Source organism: Nocardioides pymetrozini (assembly GCF_046058985.1).
Lineage (GTDB): Bacteria > Actinomycetota > Actinomycetes > Propionibacteriales > Nocardioidaceae > Nocardioides.
Genome location: NZ_CP175556.1, coordinates 1,936,740 through 1,950,941 on the forward strand (window position 1 = coordinate 1,936,740; position 14,202 = coordinate 1,950,941).

Consider the following 14,202-nt stretch of genomic DNA (forward strand, 5'->3'; position numbering starts at 1 on the left):
TTTCCGTCGCGGTCGCGCGGCGGTCGCCGCGGCACGCCATCGTCGGCGGGTGCGGCACCAGTGGATGGACGGGCTGCGCGGCCTCACCGTCGTCGCGGTGGTGCTGCTGCACGCCGAGCTGACCGCCGGGCCGCTGCCCGGCCTGGCCGCGCTCAACCGGTCGCTGGAGCCGTACCGGATCCCGCTGCTGATGGCCCTCTCCGGACTGCTGCTCGCCCGCTCGCTCGCGAAGGGCGCCCGCCGCCACCTCGCGGGCAAGGTGCGCGCGCTGCTGTGGCCCTATCTGCTCTGGTCAGCGCTCGACGTCACCCACCTGGCCGTGGACGCGGTCGCCGCGGGCCGGCCGCCGCCGCCCGAACTCGCGCGTCGGCTGCTCTACCACCCCGAGAGCTATCTGTGGTTCCTCGCGTTCCTCTTCTGCTACCACGTGCTCGCGACCCCGCTGCCGGCGTGGCTGCGCACGGTCGCCGGGCCGGCGCTGGTGCTGCTCGGCACGACGATCGCCTCGCCCGACCTGCAGCGGTTCGCCGTCCTGGCGGGGTGGTTCCTGCTGGGCGACGTCGCCGCACGGTCCCTCGGGCCCCTCGTCCCGACGGCCGTCGCGACCGCCGCCGACCGCCTGCCGTGGGGCGTACTGGCGGCGATCGGGCGGCAGTCGGTCGTGTTCTACGCCTGCCACCTCGTCGTCATGGTGTACGCCGTGCGGCTGGCCCACCTGGCGGGCGTGCACGACCCCCGCCTCGCGGTGCCGGTCGCCGTCGTCGTACCGCTGGCGACGGGGGCGCTGCTCGTGCGGCTGCGGCGCCATCGCTGGGCCGACGTGCTCTTCGTCTGGCCACCGGTAGAATCCACCGCCGTCACCAAGCCGAGCGGTGTGGCGGCGCCCGAGGCGGTGCCGGTGCCTGCCCCGAGACGACACTGAGAGACAGAGGGACTGATGTCTGGCCACTCCAAGTGGGCGACCACCAAGCACAAGAAGGCCGCGATCGACGCCAAGCGCGGCAAGCTCTTCGCCAAGCTGATCAAGAACATCGAGATCGCCGCGAAGATGGGTGGCCCCGACCCGGCCGGCAATCCCACGCTCTTCGACGCCATCCAGAAGGCCAAGAAGCAGTCGGTCCCCAACAAGAACATCGACTCCGCGGTGAAGCGCGGCGGCGGGCTCGAGGGTGGCGGCGTCGACTACGAGACGATCATGTACGAGGTCTACGGACCCCAGGGTGTCGCCCTCCTCGTCGAGTGCCTCACCGACAACCGCAACCGGGCCGCGATGGAGGTCCGCACCGCGGTCACCCGCAACGGCGGCACCATGGCCGACCCGGGCTCAGTGTCCCGGCTCTTCCACCGCAAGGGCGTCGTCGTGGTCGCCAAGGCGCAGGAGGACCGCGAGGTCTCCGAGGACGACCTCCTCGAGGCGACCCTCGACGCCGGCGCGGAGGACGTCAACGACCTGGGCGAGGCCTTCGAGGTCCAGTCCGAGGCCACCGACGTCGTCGCCGTCCGCACCGCCCTGCAGGAGGCGGGCATCGACTACGAGTCCGCGGAGGTCCAGTTCGTCGCCACGATGGACATCCCGGTCGCCGACCCGGCCGCCGCGGGCAAGGTGCTCAAGCTGGTCGACGCGGTCGACGACCTCGACGACGTGCAGAACGTCTTCTCCAACGCCGACATCCCCGACGAGGTCCTGGACCAGATCGAGGAGTGAGACGCGTGGTCGGGTGCGTAAGGCGCCTTGCGCGTGTCGCCGCGGTTTTCTGAAATCGACCACTAACGTTCTGTCCGAACATCTGTTCGGACAGAAGGTGATGGCGTGCGCGTGCTCGGGATCGACCCGGGGCTGACCCGCTGCGGGCTCGGCGTGGTCGAGGGCTCCGTCGGGCGTCCCTTGGCGCTCGTCGACGTGAGCGTCGTGCGCACCTCCTCCCAGCTCGCCGTGCCCGAGCGGCTGGTCACCATCGAGAAGGGCATCGACGCCCGCCTCGACGAGTACCGGCCGGACGCGGTCGCGATCGAGCGGATCTTCGCCCGCTCCGACGTCAGCACGATCATGGGCACCGCCCAGGCCGCCGGGATCGCGATGGTCTGCGCCGCGCGCCGCGGGCTGCCGGTCGCGCTGCACACGCCCAGCGAGGTCAAGGCGGCGGTGTCGGGCAACGGGCGCGCCGACAAGGCGCAGGTCGGGGCGATGGTGACCCGGATCCTGCGGCTCGACGCGATGCCGAAGCCCGCCGACGCCGCCGACGCCCTCGCCCTGGCCATCACCCACATCTGGCGGGGCGGGTCCCAGGCCCGCATCGACGCCGCGCTCGCCGCGGCAGGAAGGAGGGCGCGTTGATCGCCTTCGTCCGCGGCCAGGTCGCCGCGCTCACCCTCTCCAGTGCCGTCGTCGAGGTCGGCGGCGTCGGGCTCGAGCTGATGTGCACGCCCGGCACCCTCGCCCAGCTGCGCACCGGCGCGACCGCGACCCTGCCGACGAGCATGATCGTGCGCGAGGACTCGCTGACTCTCTACGGCTTCGCCGACGAGGACGAGAAGGCGATCTTCGAGCTGGTCCAGACCGCCTCCGGGGTCGGGCCCAAGCTCGCCCAGGCGATCGTCGCGGTGCTCTCGCCCGACGGTGTCCGCACGGCCATCGCCTCCGACGACGTCCGCACCCTCACGAAGGTCCCGGGCATCGGGCAGAAGGGCGCCCAGCGGATCATCCTCGAGCTCAAGGACCGCATCGGCGTGCCGACCGGCTCCGCGCCCGCCGGCGCCGTGACCGCCACCGGCGCCTGGCGTGAGCAGGTCCACCAGGGACTCGTCGGCCTCGGCTACAACGCCAAGGACGCCGACAAGGCCGTCGACGCGGTCGCCGCCGAGGCGGGCGCCGCCCCCGACGTACGCGAGCTGCTGCGGGCGGCCCTGCGCTCGCTGTCGAAGGCGTGAGCGGCGGATGAGAGGCTGAGGGATGCCCTTCCACGAAGACGAGCTCGAGGCCGCGGAGGAGGGTCACCTCCGCTCGCTCACGGCCGCCGAGGCCGAGGGCGACGAGCGCGCCGTCGAGGCGGCCCTGCGCCCGCGCACCCTCGACGAGGTCGTCGGACAGTCCCGGGTGCGCGACCAGCTCGGGCTGGTCCTCGAGGCCGCGCGCCAGCGGGGGAGGGCCCCCGACCACGTGCTGCTCTCCGGGCCGCCCGGGCTGGGCAAGACCACGCTCGCGATGATCATCTCCCACGAGATGAGCGCGCCGCTGCGGATCACCAGCGGGCCCGCGATCACCCACGCCGGCGACCTCGCCGCGATCCTCTCCGGCCTCAACGAGGGTGAGGTGCTCTTCGTCGACGAGATCCACCGGATGTCGCGACCGGCCGAGGAGATGCTCTACCTCGCGATGGAGGACTTCCGCGTCGACGTCGTGATCGGCAAGGGGCCGGGCGCGACGGCGATCCCGCTCGAGCTGCCGCCGTTCACCCTCGTCGGGGCGACCACCCGGGCCGGACTGCTGCCCGGGCCGCTGCGCGACCGCTTCGGGTTCACCGCCCACCTGGAGTTCTACGAGCCGCACGAGCTCGACCGGATCGTGCGCCGCTCCGCCGACCTGCTCGGCGTCGACCTCGCCGCCGACGGCTCCTCCGAGATCGCGGGACGGTCGCGGGGCACCCCGCGCATCGCCAACCGGCTGCTGCGCCGGGTCCGCGACTACGCGCAGGTCCGCGCCGACGGGGTGGTCACGCGCTCGGTCGCCCAGGCCGCCCTCGACCTGTACGAGGTGGACGAGCTCGGCCTCGACCGCCTCGACCGGGCGGTCCTCGACGCCCTGTGCCGCCGCTTCGGCGGCGGTCCGGTGGGCGTGTCGACGCTGGCCGTGGCCGTCGGCGAGGAGCGGGAGACGGTGGAGGAGGTCGCCGAGCCGTTCCTGGTGCGCAACGGCTTCCTCGCCCGCACCCCGCGCGGGCGGATCGCGACCCCCGCGGCGTGGACGCACCTGGGGCTCACGCCACCCGTCCTGCCGTACGACGAGACCGGGCCGACCCTCTTCGAGGACTGAGCCGGCGGCGTCGCGGCCGAATCCGCCGTCGATCCGTGCGGTGCAAGGTTCCGTGGCTACACTTCGCAGTCGGTCCCGGGGACGTCCTCGTCCTCCGGCGTCCGTCCTTGCCCCCGTGGAGAAGGTTGGTCCGTGAACGACGTTGTGTCCCTGCTGCCGATCGTGGCGATCGCGGCCATCTTCTGGCTGCTGATCATCCGTCCCGCGTCGCGCCAGCGCAAGCAGGCTGCCGAGCTCCAGGCGAGGCTCTCGGTGGGTGACGACGTGATGCTGACCTCCGGCATCTTCGGGACCATCACCGGCGTCACCGAGGAGTACCTCGAGCTCGAGGTCGCCCCCGGTGTGGCCGTGCGCGTGGTCCGCGGCGCCGTCGCCTCGGTACGCCGCGAGGCGGAGGCCCCTCTCGGCGACGGCGGCCCGGACGCGGCCGCCGACGACCGTCCGCACGACGAAGAGGAGCGCTGAGCCATGGCGGCCCGCCGTCCGCGCCCCGGGCGCAACCTGATCGTCTTCTTCCTCGGCCTCGCCGTTCTCTACGGCCTCACCGCGCTCTCCCAGGCCGGCGTCGAGGAGCCCGAGAAGCCGTGGCGTCCCGCGCTGGGGCTCGACCTGCAGGGCGGCACGCGGATCACGCTGACCGCCGAGCAGGAGCCCAGCAAGGAGAACCTCGACGAGGCGCGGCGGATCATCGACCAGCGTGTGAACGGCTCCGGTGTCGCCGAGGCCGCGGTCACCACGCAGGGCGGCCGCAACATCGTGGTCGAGGTGCCGGGCAAGACCAAGGACCGCGACCAGCTCGAGGAGACGGTCAAGCGCCAGGCGCAGCTCCGCTTCCGGCTGGTGGCCTGCTCCGACGTCCGCCCGGCCGCCTGTGACACCAGCGCCGCGACCGGCGGGCTGGGCCGCGCGCCTCTGACCCTGGCCGAGGACGACCCGACCGACGGCGCCACCGACGGGGCCACCGACGGCGCCACCGACGGGGCGACCCCGACCGACGGGGCCACCGACGCGCCTGCCGAGGGCGAGTCGCCCGCGGCCCCGACCGCGGAGGACCCTGCCGGCGACGGCGCGAAGTGGACCGTCGCCGACGACATCGCCTGGTCGCGCAGCCCCGACCAGGAGTCGATCACCGCCTTCAACTCCTACACCTGCGACGAGAAGGGCATCCTCGTCGACGCCGAGGGCAAGCCGGCCGACCTGCCGGACGACCCCGACAAGCCCCTGGTGGCCTGCTCGCTGCCCGACAAGGACCGCGGGGTCATCAAGTCCCTGCTCAGCCGGTCGGTCGTCGAGGGCACCGAGCTGGACGACGCCAGCGCGCAGACCCCGCAGAACGGCGTGGGCTGGGTCGTCGCGATCGAGATGGGCAACGACAAGGACCGCGCGCACCCGAAGGGCTCCGCCGGTGCCGCCTCCGACTTCGAGGCCGTCACCCGAGCCTTCGCGGGCACCGAGGAGCAGTTCGCCGTCGTGCTCGACGCCCAGGTCCTCACCGACCCGGTGCTCAACAGCGTGATCACCGACGGGCGCTCGCAGATCGAGGGTGACTTCACCGAGCAGGAGGCGCTGGACCTCGCCAACAGCCTCAAGTTCGGTGCCCTGCCGATCAAGTTCAACGACCAGCAGACCTCCGTCGAGGAGATCGGCCCGTCGCTGGCCGGCAACCAGCTCTCCGCCGGGCTCACGGCGGGCGCGATCGGCCTCGCGCTGGTCATGCTCTACTGCCTCGTCTACTACCGCGGCCTCGGCCTGGTGGTGGTGAGCTCGCTGTTCGTGGCGGCCGTGATCACCTACGCGATGGTGCTGCTGCTGAGCGAGACCGCCGGCTTCACGCTGACCCTGCCGGGCATCGCCGGCCTCATCATCGCGGTCGGCGTCACCGCGGACTCGTTCATCATCTTCTTCGAGCGCATCCGCGACGAGATGCGAGAGGGCAAGTCGATGCGGGTCGCGGTGGAGACCGGCTGGGCCCGGGCCCGGGTGACCCGGGTCGCCGCCAACACGGTCCAGCTGCTCTCCGCGCTGATCCTGTACGTGTTCGCCACCGGCGCCGTGAAGGGCTTCGGCTTCGCGCTCGGCCTGACGACGCTGATCGACCTCGCGGTGCTGTTCTGGTTCACCAAGCCGATGGTGTCCTGGCTCGCGCAGTTCCGGCTCTTCAACTCCGGGCACAAGCTGTCCGGTCTCAGCAAGGAGACGCTGGGCATGGACGTCACGCCGAGCCGTCGTACCGCCGTCGCAGGAGGTGACGCCTGATGGGCAAGATGTCCCGGCTCGGCAACGAGCTCTACCAGGGCCGCAGGTCGATCGACTTCGTCGGCCGTCCCTGGCTGTGGTACGGCGCCTCGCTCCTGCTCGTCGCGCTGGCGGTGAGCGTGCTGTTCGTCAAGCCGCTCAACATGGGCGTCGAGTTCACCGGCGGCACCACGCTGTCGATCCCCGTCGGCGACGGCAACGCGACGCAGGACGCTGCCGACCGCATGCGCGAGGAGGTGGCGGACGCCGGGATCGAGAACGCGGAGAACCCGATCGTCACCACCGAGGGCTCGAGCTCGCTCACCGTGCAGGTCGAGAACCTGTCCGCGCAGCAGCGCGAGGAGATGACCGAGCTCGTCCACGAGGTCTACCCCGACGTGCAGGACGGCGACATCTCGATCCAGGACATCGGACCGAGCTGGGGTGCGGAGATCGCCAAGCGCGCGCTCATCGGCATCGGGATCTTCCTGATCGCGGTCGTGCTCTTCATCTGGGCCTACTTCCGCGAGTGGCGGATGTCGGTGGCCGCCCTGCTCGCGCTGTTCCACGACATCGCACTCACGGTCGGCGTCTACGCGCTCTCCGGCTTCCAGGTGACCCCGGCCGCGGTGACCGGCCTCCTGGCGATCCTCGGGTTCTCGCTCTACGACACGGTCGTCGTCTTCGACAAGGTCAAGGAGAACACCACCGTCCTGCGCAAGAGCACCCAGTCGTACGCCGACGCGGCCAACCTCGCGGTCAACCAGACGCTGGTGCGCTCCATCAACACCGCGATCGTCGCCCTGATCCCGCTCGGCGCCATCCTCTACGTGACCGCGGTCCAGCTCGGTGCGAGCTCGCTCCAGGACCTGGCCCTGGCCCAGTTCGTCGGCATGGCGGTCGGCGTGTACTCGTCGGTGATGCTCGCCCCGCGCATCCTCGTGCACCTGAAGATGCGCGAGGGCGACGTGCAGGCGCAGGCGCGGCGGGCGAAGGCCAAGCAGCGGGCGCTCGCCGACCGCTACGCGAGCGTGCCGGCATTCACCGAGGACACCCCGGCAGCCGGCGCTCGCCGCGTCGGCGACCCCGACGCGGTGCCGGACGAGCTGCTCGAGGACGAGCTCGAGATCGAGGTGGAGGACCGGCCGGCCGCGCGCCGCACCGCGCCCGACACCAGCGCCGCCGGGAAGGGGCGGGTCGTCCCGACCAGCAGCCGCCCGGTCGCCGACCGGGGGAGCTCCGGACGCGCCCAGCCGGTCCGGCAGGCGCGCTCCAAGCGCGGCAAGAAGTAGCGGCGTGAGCGGTCGCGACGTCCGCGCGAGCGCGGTCGACGCCTTGGCCCGGCTGGTCCGCGACATCCCGGACTTCCCCGAGCCCGGGATCGTCTTCAAGGACATCACGCCCCTGCTCGCCGATGCGGCGGGCTTCGCGGCGGTCGTCGCGGCCCTCGCCGAGGCCGGTCGGGACGAGCGGGGCGAGGTCGTCGTCGACAAGGTCGTCGGGATGGAGGCGCGCGGGTTCATCCTCGCCGCGCCGGTGGCGCTCGCGCTCGGCGTCGGCTTCGCGCCGGTCCGCAAGGCGGGCAAGCTCCCGCATGCCACCCACCGCGTCGACTACGCGCTCGAGTACGGCGAGGCGGTGCTCGAGCTGCACCAGGACGCCGTCGCACCGGGGGACCGGGTGCTCCTGGTCGACGACGTGCTCGCCACCGGCGGCACCGCGGGCGCGACCTGCGAGCTCGTCCGCCGCTGCGGCGCCGAGCCGGCCGCCTTCACGGCCCTGATGGAGCTGGGCTTCCTCGACGGGCGTGCGCCGCTGGGCGAGGTGCCCGTCCGCACCCTCGCGACGGTCTGACCCTGCCTCGCCCGTGGCCGACGGCGCTTCGCCCCCGCCCTGGCGGGCGCCCTAGACTGGCGCAATGACCGAGGAGAGCACGACCCCCCGCGTATCCCCGCGGGCTGCGTCCGCGCCCGCCCCGGTCCCGAGCGACGCGGGTGGCGGTCGCGGCGTGCGTGCCCGGCTGGCCCGGATGGGCAGCAGGGGACAGGTGTCCAACCCGGTCCTCGAGCCCTTGTTCCGCGCGGTGCGGGCCAACCACCCGAAGGCCGATCTCCAGCTGCTCGAGCGCGCCTATCTCACCGCCGAGCGGCTGCACGCCGACCAGAAGCGCAAGAGCGGCGACCCGTACATCACCCACCCGCTCGCGGTGACGACGATCCTCGCGGGCATCGGCATGACCGAGCCGACCCTGGTGGCGGCCCTGCTGCACGACACGGTCGAGGACACGCCGTACACGCTGGAGGAGTGCCGACGCGACTTCGGCGACGAGGTGGCTCGGCTCGTCGACGGCGTCACGAAGCTCGACAAGGTCGTCTACGGCGATTCGGCCAACGCCGAGACGATCCGCAAGATGATCGTCGCGATGTCGCGCGACATCCGGGTACTGGTCATCAAGCTCGCCGACCGCCTGCACAACATGCGCACGCTGCGCTTCGTCAAGCAGTCCACCCAGGAGCGCAAGGCCCGCGAGACGCTCGACATCTACGCCCCCCTGGCCCACCGCCTCGGCATGAACACGATCAAGTGGGAGCTCGAGGACCTGGCGTTCGCGACCCTGCACCCCAAGATCTACGACGAGATCGTCCGCCTCGTCGCCGAGCGCGCGCCCTCCCGCGACTCGTTCCTGGCCGAGGTGATCTCGCAGGTCGAGAAGGACCTGCGCGAGGCCAAGATCAAGGCGACGGTCACCGGCCGGCCCAAGCACTACTACTCGATCTACCAGAAGATGATCGTCGGCGGCCGCGACTTCTCCGACATCTACGACCTGGTCGGCATCCGCATCCTCGTCGAGGAGGACCGCGACTGCTACGGCGTCCTCGGCGTCCTCCACTCGCGGTGGAACCCGGTCCTGGGCCGGTTCAAGGACTACGTCGCGATGCCGAAGTTCAACATGTACCAGTCGCTGCACACCACCGTGATCGGCCCTCAGGGCAAGCCGGTCGAGATGCAGATCCGGACCTTCGCCCAGCACCGCCGCGCGGAGTACGGTGTCGCGGCGCACTGGAAGTACAAGGAGGACGGCCGCGCGGGCAACGACACCGAGAAGCGCGGCGATCTCGACGACATGAGCTGGGTGCGCCAGCTGCTCGACTGGCAGAGCGAGGTCGAGGACCCGGGCGAGTTCCTCGAGTCGCTGCGCTTCGAGATCAACCAGACCGAGACCTATGTCTTCACCCCCCGCGGCGACGTGATCGCGCTGCCGTCGGGCTCGACCCCCGTCGACTTCGCCTACGCCGTGCACACCGAGGTCGGCAACCGCACCATCGGCGCGCGGGTCAACGGCCGGCTGGTGCCCCTGGAGTCGACCTTGGAGAACGGCGACGTCGTCGAGGTCTTCACCTCCAAGGCCGAGGGGGCCGGGCCCTCGCGCGACTGGCTGAACTTCGTGAAGTCACAGCGCGCCCGCTCCAAGATCCGCCAGTGGTTCACCAAGGAGCGGCGCGAGGAGGCGATCGAGCGCGGCAAGGACGAGATCGCCAAGCTGATGCGCAAGGAGGGCCTGCCGCTCAAGCGCCTGCTCTCCCACGACTCGCTGACGCTGGCCGCGTCCGCGTTCCGGCTCGCCGACGTCACCGCGCTCTACGCCGCCGTCGGCGAGGGGAACCTCGGCGCGCAGACCGTCGTCCGCAAGGTGATCGAGCTGCACGGCGGCGACGAGGGGGCCCAGGAGGACCTCGCCGAGGCGGTCACCATCACCGGCCGCCGCGGCCGGCCCCGCCGTGCCACCGGCGGCGACGCCGGCGTCATCGTCACCGGCTCACCCGACGTATGGGTCAAGCTCGCGAAGTGCTGCACCCCGGTGCCGCCGGACACGATCCTCGGCTTCGTCACCAAGGGCGGGGGAGTCTCGGTGCACCGCAAGGACTGCACCAACGCCGCCAGCCTGCTCGCCCAGCCCGAGAAGCTCGTCGACGTCGAGTGGGCGCCCACCGGACAGTCCACCTTCCTGGTCAACATCCAGGTCGAGGCGCTCGACCGCTCCCGGCTGCTCTCGGACATCACGATGGTGCTCTCCGACGCCCACGTGAACATCCTGTCGGCCAACCTGACCACCTCCCGCGACCGGGTCGCCAAGTCCCGGTTCACCTTCGAGATGGCCGACGCCAAGCACCTGGACACCGTGCTGAGCGCCGTGCGCACCGTGCCGGGCGTGTTCGACGCCTACCGCGTCACGAGCTGAGCGACCCGCCGCCCTGGAGGCCGTCCGACCGCTCACGCCGCCAGACGTTCCAGTGCCAGGTGAGGAAGCGGTCGGTCGCCCGCACCAGGTGCTGGGAGCGGATCGAGGGGAAGATGTCGAAGGCGTGCTGCGCGCCGGGGAGCTCGGCGTACACGACGGTCCGCTTCGACGTCGCGCGCAGGGCCTCCACGAAGGCGCGGGCCTGGCCGGGGTCGACCAGGGTGTCCTGCGCGCCGTGGATCACGAAGAAGTCCGGGTCGTCCGGGGTGACCCGCAGCAGCGGTGACGCCTCCTCGAAGAGCCGCGGCGCGTCCGCGAAGCGCCGGCGCACCACCCGCGGCGCGAGGAACTTGTCCCGCATCAGCTCCGCCGAGCGCAGCCCGGTCGCCCCGGCCCAGTCGTACACGCCGTAGTAGGGCACGGCCGCCTGCACGCTGGTGTCGGCCGACTCGAAGCCCGGCTGGAACTCGGGGGCGTTGGGCGTCACCGCGGCGAGGGCCGCGAGGTGGCCGCCGGCGGAGCCTCCGGTGATCGCGAGGTAGCCGGGGTCGCCGCCCCAGGCGGCGATGTTCTCCTTGACCCAGGCGATCGCGGCCTTGACGTCTACGATCTGCGCGGGCCACGGGTCGCGCGGGGCGAGCCGGTAGTTGATCGCCACGCAGACCCAGCCCTTGGCGGCCAGGTGCTGCATCAGCGGCAGTCCCTGCTGGTCCTTGGTGCCGATCGTCCAGCCGCCTCCGTGCACCTGCAGCAGCACCGGCGCCCCGGACGCCGGGGTCACCTCCGAGGTGTAGATGTCGAGCATCCCGCGGCGGCCGTACGGCGCGAAGGGGATGTCGCGGTGCACCTCGACGCCGGCCCGGCGCGCTGCCCGGCCGAAGGCGAAGGGGTTGGCCAGCCGCCGCCACGGCGTGGCCAGGTCCGCGGGGGTCGGCTTCGCGTCGAGCTGCTCGACGTAGTCGACGCCGAGGCCCTCGACCAGCGCCTCCTCCGCGTGGGTGACCGCCTGCCTGCTCTGGCGGATCAGGTGGAGCAGGCCCGCGCTGGTGAGCGCGGCCAGGGCGAGCCCGCGGGCATCACGTCGCCGGCCCGTGGCGTGCGCGGCCGCGTCGGCCACGGTCAGCCCGAGGACGTGCGGGGCCAGCTCGCCGGTGACCCAGCCGGCGAAGAACGCCGGGATCCCGGCGCGGAAGCCGGGCAGGGGACGGATGGCGTTGGCGGTCAGCGCCGCCGTGACGAGCTGGCGGCGTACGAATCCCATGACCCGAGGATATCCGGCTCGTTGTGGGAAACTGATACAGGTTCTACGTTGCGAGGCTCGCTTCGCTCGCACCTCAACCACCGGGGGGACTTCCATGGATCGGCTGTCGGGACTCGATGCGAGCTTCCTCTACCTGGAGACGCCGGCGCAGCTGATGCACGTGTGCGCGGTGATGGTGCTCGACCCCGCCACCATGAGCACGCCGTACTCCTTCGGTGCGATGCAGGCCGAGATCGAGGCCCGGGTGCGCGACGTCCCCGGGTTCACCCGCAAGGTCCGCGGCGTCCCGCTGGGCCTGGACCACCCGGTGTGGGTGCGCGACAGGAGCTTCGACATCGAGCGCCACGTGCACCGCCTGGCCCTGCCGACCCCGGGCGGGTACGCCGAGCTGATGGACCTGTGCGCCCACCTGGCCTCGCTCCCGCTGGACCGGTCCCGCCCGCTGTGGGAGATGTGGGTGATCGAGGGCTACCGGCCCCCCGCGGACGGTGCCGGCGGGGCGGAGGCCGCCGACGGGGAGAAGGTCGTCGTGTTCGCCAAGATGCACCACGCGACGGTCGACGGGGTCTCCGGCTCGAACCTGATCTCCCACCTGTGCTCCCTCGAGCCCGACGCGCCGCCCCTCGTGCCGGAGAACGCGCCGCACCCTCGCGACCCCGGTCGCGGCGAGCTGCTCGGGCGCGCCGTGATCGGCACGGCGACGCGCCCGGTGACGGTGGTGAAGGTGCTCAAGCCCTCGGCCCAGCTGATCACCAAGAGCATCGGACGCGCCCGGCGGGGCACCGCGATGGCCGCACCCTTCTCCGCGCCGCGCACCTCGTTCAACGGCACGATCACCTCGCACCGCTCCATCGCGATGGCGGACCTGGACCTCGAGGAGATCCGTCGGCTCAAGAAGGCCACCGGGACGACGGTCAACGACGTCGTGCTCGCTGTCGCCGGCGGCGCCCTGCGCGCCTATCTCGCCGAGCGCGACGAGCTGCCGGAGTCGTCGCTGCTGGCGACGGTCCCGGTGAGCGTGCGCGACAGCTCGCGCCGCTCGAGCGGAGCCAACAAGGTCTCGGCGCTGTTCACCAAGCTCGGCACGGACGTCGCGGACCCGCTGGAGCGCCTGCACATGCTGGCCGAGCGCAACCGGCACGCGAAGGAGCATCACAACGCGATCAGCGCGGACGCGCTCCAGGACTGGGCGGAGTTCGCGGCGCCGCGGACGTTCGGACTCGCGGTCCGCGCCTATGCCAACCTGCGCCTCGCCGAGCGGCACCCGGTCGTGCACAACCTGGTCATCTCGAACGTCCCCGGACCGCCGATCCCGCTGTACTTCATGGGCGCCCGGATCGACGCCCTGTGCCCGCTGGGCCCGGTGTTCCACGGCGCCGGGCTCAACGTCACGGTGATGTCGAACGCCGGTCAGATGCACGTGGGCGTGATCGCCTGCCGCGAGTCGATGCCCGACACCGACGCGCTCGTGCGGCACTTCCCCGCGGAGCTGGAGCGCCTCAGCGCGGCGGTCGACGCCGCGGCAGGTCCCGACGTCGTGCGTTGACGGTCGCGGCCGCCTCGACGAAGCGGGGCACGAACCGCTCCGCGCCCAGCACGCAGGCGGCATGCCCGTCGTCCACCTCGTGCACGGTCGCGCCCGGGATCGCCCGGGCGAGGGCGATCTGGCGCTGGGGCGGGATGACCCGGTCCCGCATCGTCACGACGACCGCGGTCGGCACGTCGATGCGCCCGAGCCAGGGCCGGGAGTGGTGGCGACCGAGGGCGGCGACGGCCTGGCCGACCGCCCACGGGCTGGTCGAGCGGAACTCGCGCAGGGCCCAGTCGTGCAGGTCCGACGGTGCGAGGTCGACGCCGCGGGCAGCGGCGCGCGCGGCGCGTACGGCGGTCCGGGAGCGGGAGACGCCGCGCAGGACCAGCATCGAGCTCCCCATGCCGAGGAAGAACCCACGCTCGGCCGCGGTGAGCTGGAAGCGGTCCGTCGTGGCGGCGAGCACCAGGCCCTCGACCCGGTCCGGGTGCTGACGCCAGACCCGCTGGGCGATGATCGAGCCCATCGAGTAGCCGCCGACGAGCACCGAGCGGAGCCCGAGCGCGTCAGCGAGCGCGGCGACGTCGTCGGCACAGTCGACCAGGCTGAACTGCTCGCTCGGGATCCCGCGCCCGTGCCAGCGCTGGTCGAGGGTGACCACGCGGAACCGGCGGCTGAGGGGCTCGATGGCGGGGAACCAGGTGAGCAGTCCGGTCGTCCCCAGCGCGTGCAGGAGCACGATGGCGGGGGCATCGGGATGCGGTCCCGGCGTGTCGGTGACCCAGCTCGCTCCACCTCGACCGGGCAGCTCGACCATCCTGCCCGCGGGGATCGTCGTCGGCGGCAGGTGGACGCGACGGCGCGCGACCTCGATCAGTGAGACGGCCCCCATGCGGACCACACTA

Annotated in this window: 13 protein-coding genes; 11 read left to right on the plus strand and 2 right to left on the minus strand. The window is 72.2% G+C overall.

Annotation, left to right across the window (positions count from 1 at the left end):
• Positions 1-49: 49 nt before the first annotated feature.
• From ACJ5H2_RS09450 to ACJ5H2_RS09495, 10 genes are all read left to right on the plus strand, one after another.
• On the plus strand, positions 50-922 hold the full coding sequence (locus tag ACJ5H2_RS09450; RefSeq protein ID WP_408899311.1) for an acyltransferase family protein: 873 nt from the start codon (positions 50-52) through the stop codon (positions 920-922).
• Positions 923-937: 15 nt separating this feature from the next.
• Positions 938-1,705 carry a YebC/PmpR family DNA-binding transcriptional regulator gene (locus tag ACJ5H2_RS09455; RefSeq protein ID WP_408899312.1) on the plus strand — a complete coding sequence of 256 codons (768 nt, stop codon included), beginning with the start codon at positions 938-940 and terminating at the stop codon, positions 1,703-1,705.
• A gap of 105 nt (positions 1,706-1,810) precedes the next feature.
• On the plus strand, positions 1,811-2,335 hold the full coding sequence (gene ruvC, locus ACJ5H2_RS09460; RefSeq protein WP_408899313.1) for a crossover junction endodeoxyribonuclease RuvC: 525 nt from the start codon (positions 1,811-1,813) through the stop codon (positions 2,333-2,335).
• Positions 2,332-2,928 carry a Holliday junction branch migration protein RuvA gene (gene ruvA, locus ACJ5H2_RS09465; RefSeq protein ID WP_408899314.1) on the plus strand — a complete coding sequence of 199 codons (597 nt, stop codon included), beginning with the start codon at positions 2,332-2,334 and terminating at the stop codon, positions 2,926-2,928. Before ruvC ends, ruvA begins: the two co-directional genes overlap by 4 nt.
• 22 nt (positions 2,929-2,950) lie before the next feature.
• Positions 2,951-4,030: a Holliday junction branch migration DNA helicase RuvB gene (gene ruvB / locus ACJ5H2_RS09470; RefSeq protein ID WP_408899315.1), complete on the plus strand. Its 1,080-nt coding sequence runs from the start codon at positions 2,951-2,953 to the stop codon at positions 4,028-4,030.
• Positions 4,031-4,162: 132 nt separating this feature from the next.
• The gene (yajC, locus tag ACJ5H2_RS09475; protein WP_408899316.1) at positions 4,163-4,495 is read left to right on the plus strand and encodes a preprotein translocase subunit YajC; all 333 of its coding nucleotides are present in this window, start codon (positions 4,163-4,165) and stop codon (positions 4,493-4,495) included.
• 3 nt (positions 4,496-4,498) lie between these two features.
• Positions 4,499-6,286, plus strand: a complete 1,788-nt coding sequence (gene secD / locus ACJ5H2_RS09480) for a protein translocase subunit SecD (protein ID WP_408899317.1) — start codon at positions 4,499-4,501, stop codon at positions 6,284-6,286.
• Entirely contained in the window at positions 6,286-7,557 is a 1,272-nt protein-coding gene (gene secF, locus ACJ5H2_RS09485; protein ID WP_408899318.1) for a protein translocase subunit SecF, read from the plus strand. The genes secD and secF overlap by 1 nt, the downstream gene beginning before the upstream one ends.
• Positions 7,558-7,561: 4 nt before the next feature.
• Positions 7,562-8,119, plus strand: a complete 558-nt coding sequence (locus ACJ5H2_RS09490; protein ID WP_408899319.1) for an adenine phosphoribosyltransferase — start codon at positions 7,562-7,564, stop codon at positions 8,117-8,119.
• Between the two features lie 64 nt (positions 8,120-8,183).
• Positions 8,184-10,505, plus strand: coding sequence for a RelA/SpoT family protein (locus tag ACJ5H2_RS09495; RefSeq protein WP_408899320.1), 2,322 nt, complete (start codon positions 8,184-8,186; stop codon positions 10,503-10,505).
• Here ACJ5H2_RS09495 and ACJ5H2_RS09500 read toward each other — a convergent pair.
• The gene (locus ACJ5H2_RS09500) at positions 10,495-11,766 is read right to left on the minus strand and encodes an alpha/beta hydrolase fold domain-containing protein (RefSeq protein WP_408899321.1); all 1,272 of its coding nucleotides are present in this window, start codon (positions 11,764-11,766) and stop codon (positions 10,495-10,497) included. The genes ACJ5H2_RS09495 and ACJ5H2_RS09500 overlap by 11 nt on opposite strands.
• Before the next feature lie 94 nt (positions 11,767-11,860).
• Between ACJ5H2_RS09500 and ACJ5H2_RS09505 the strand changes: the two genes are divergently transcribed.
• The gene (locus tag ACJ5H2_RS09505; RefSeq protein WP_408899322.1) at positions 11,861-13,312 is read left to right on the plus strand and encodes a WS/DGAT/MGAT family O-acyltransferase; all 1,452 of its coding nucleotides are present in this window, start codon (positions 11,861-11,863) and stop codon (positions 13,310-13,312) included.
• Here the strand turns inward: ACJ5H2_RS09505 and ACJ5H2_RS09510 are convergent.
• Positions 13,266-14,189 (minus strand): alpha/beta fold hydrolase, encoded by a 924-nt coding sequence (locus tag ACJ5H2_RS09510; protein ID WP_408899323.1) that lies wholly within the window; start codon positions 14,187-14,189, stop codon positions 13,266-13,268. The two genes, ACJ5H2_RS09505 and ACJ5H2_RS09510, sit on opposite strands and share 47 nt — an antisense overlap.
• Between the last annotated feature and the right edge of the window lie 13 nt (positions 14,190-14,202).

Coding starts and splice junctions, on each gene's coding strand:
- ACJ5H2_RS09505 (WP_408899322.1), top strand. CDS start 11,861: ATGGATCGGCTGTCGGGACTCGATGCGAGCTTCCTCTACCTGGAGACG.
- ACJ5H2_RS09455 (WP_408899312.1), top strand. CDS start 938: ATGTCTGGCCACTCCAAGTGGGCGACCACCAAGCACAAGAAGGCCGCG.
- ACJ5H2_RS09495 (WP_408899320.1), top strand. CDS start 8,184: ATGACCGAGGAGAGCACGACCCCCCGCGTATCCCCGCGGGCTGCGTCC.
- secF (WP_408899318.1), top strand. CDS start 6,286: ATGGGCAAGATGTCCCGGCTCGGCAACGAGCTCTACCAGGGCCGCAGG.
- ACJ5H2_RS09500 (WP_408899321.1), bottom strand. CDS start 11,766: ATGGGATTCGTACGCCGCCAGCTCGTCACGGCGGCGCTGACCGCCAAC.
- ruvB (WP_408899315.1), top strand. CDS start 2,951: ATGCCCTTCCACGAAGACGAGCTCGAGGCCGCGGAGGAGGGTCACCTC.
- secD (WP_408899317.1), top strand. CDS start 4,499: ATGGCGGCCCGCCGTCCGCGCCCCGGGCGCAACCTGATCGTCTTCTTC.
- ACJ5H2_RS09510 (WP_408899323.1), bottom strand. CDS start 14,189: ATGGGGGCCGTCTCACTGATCGAGGTCGCGCGCCGTCGCGTCCACCTG.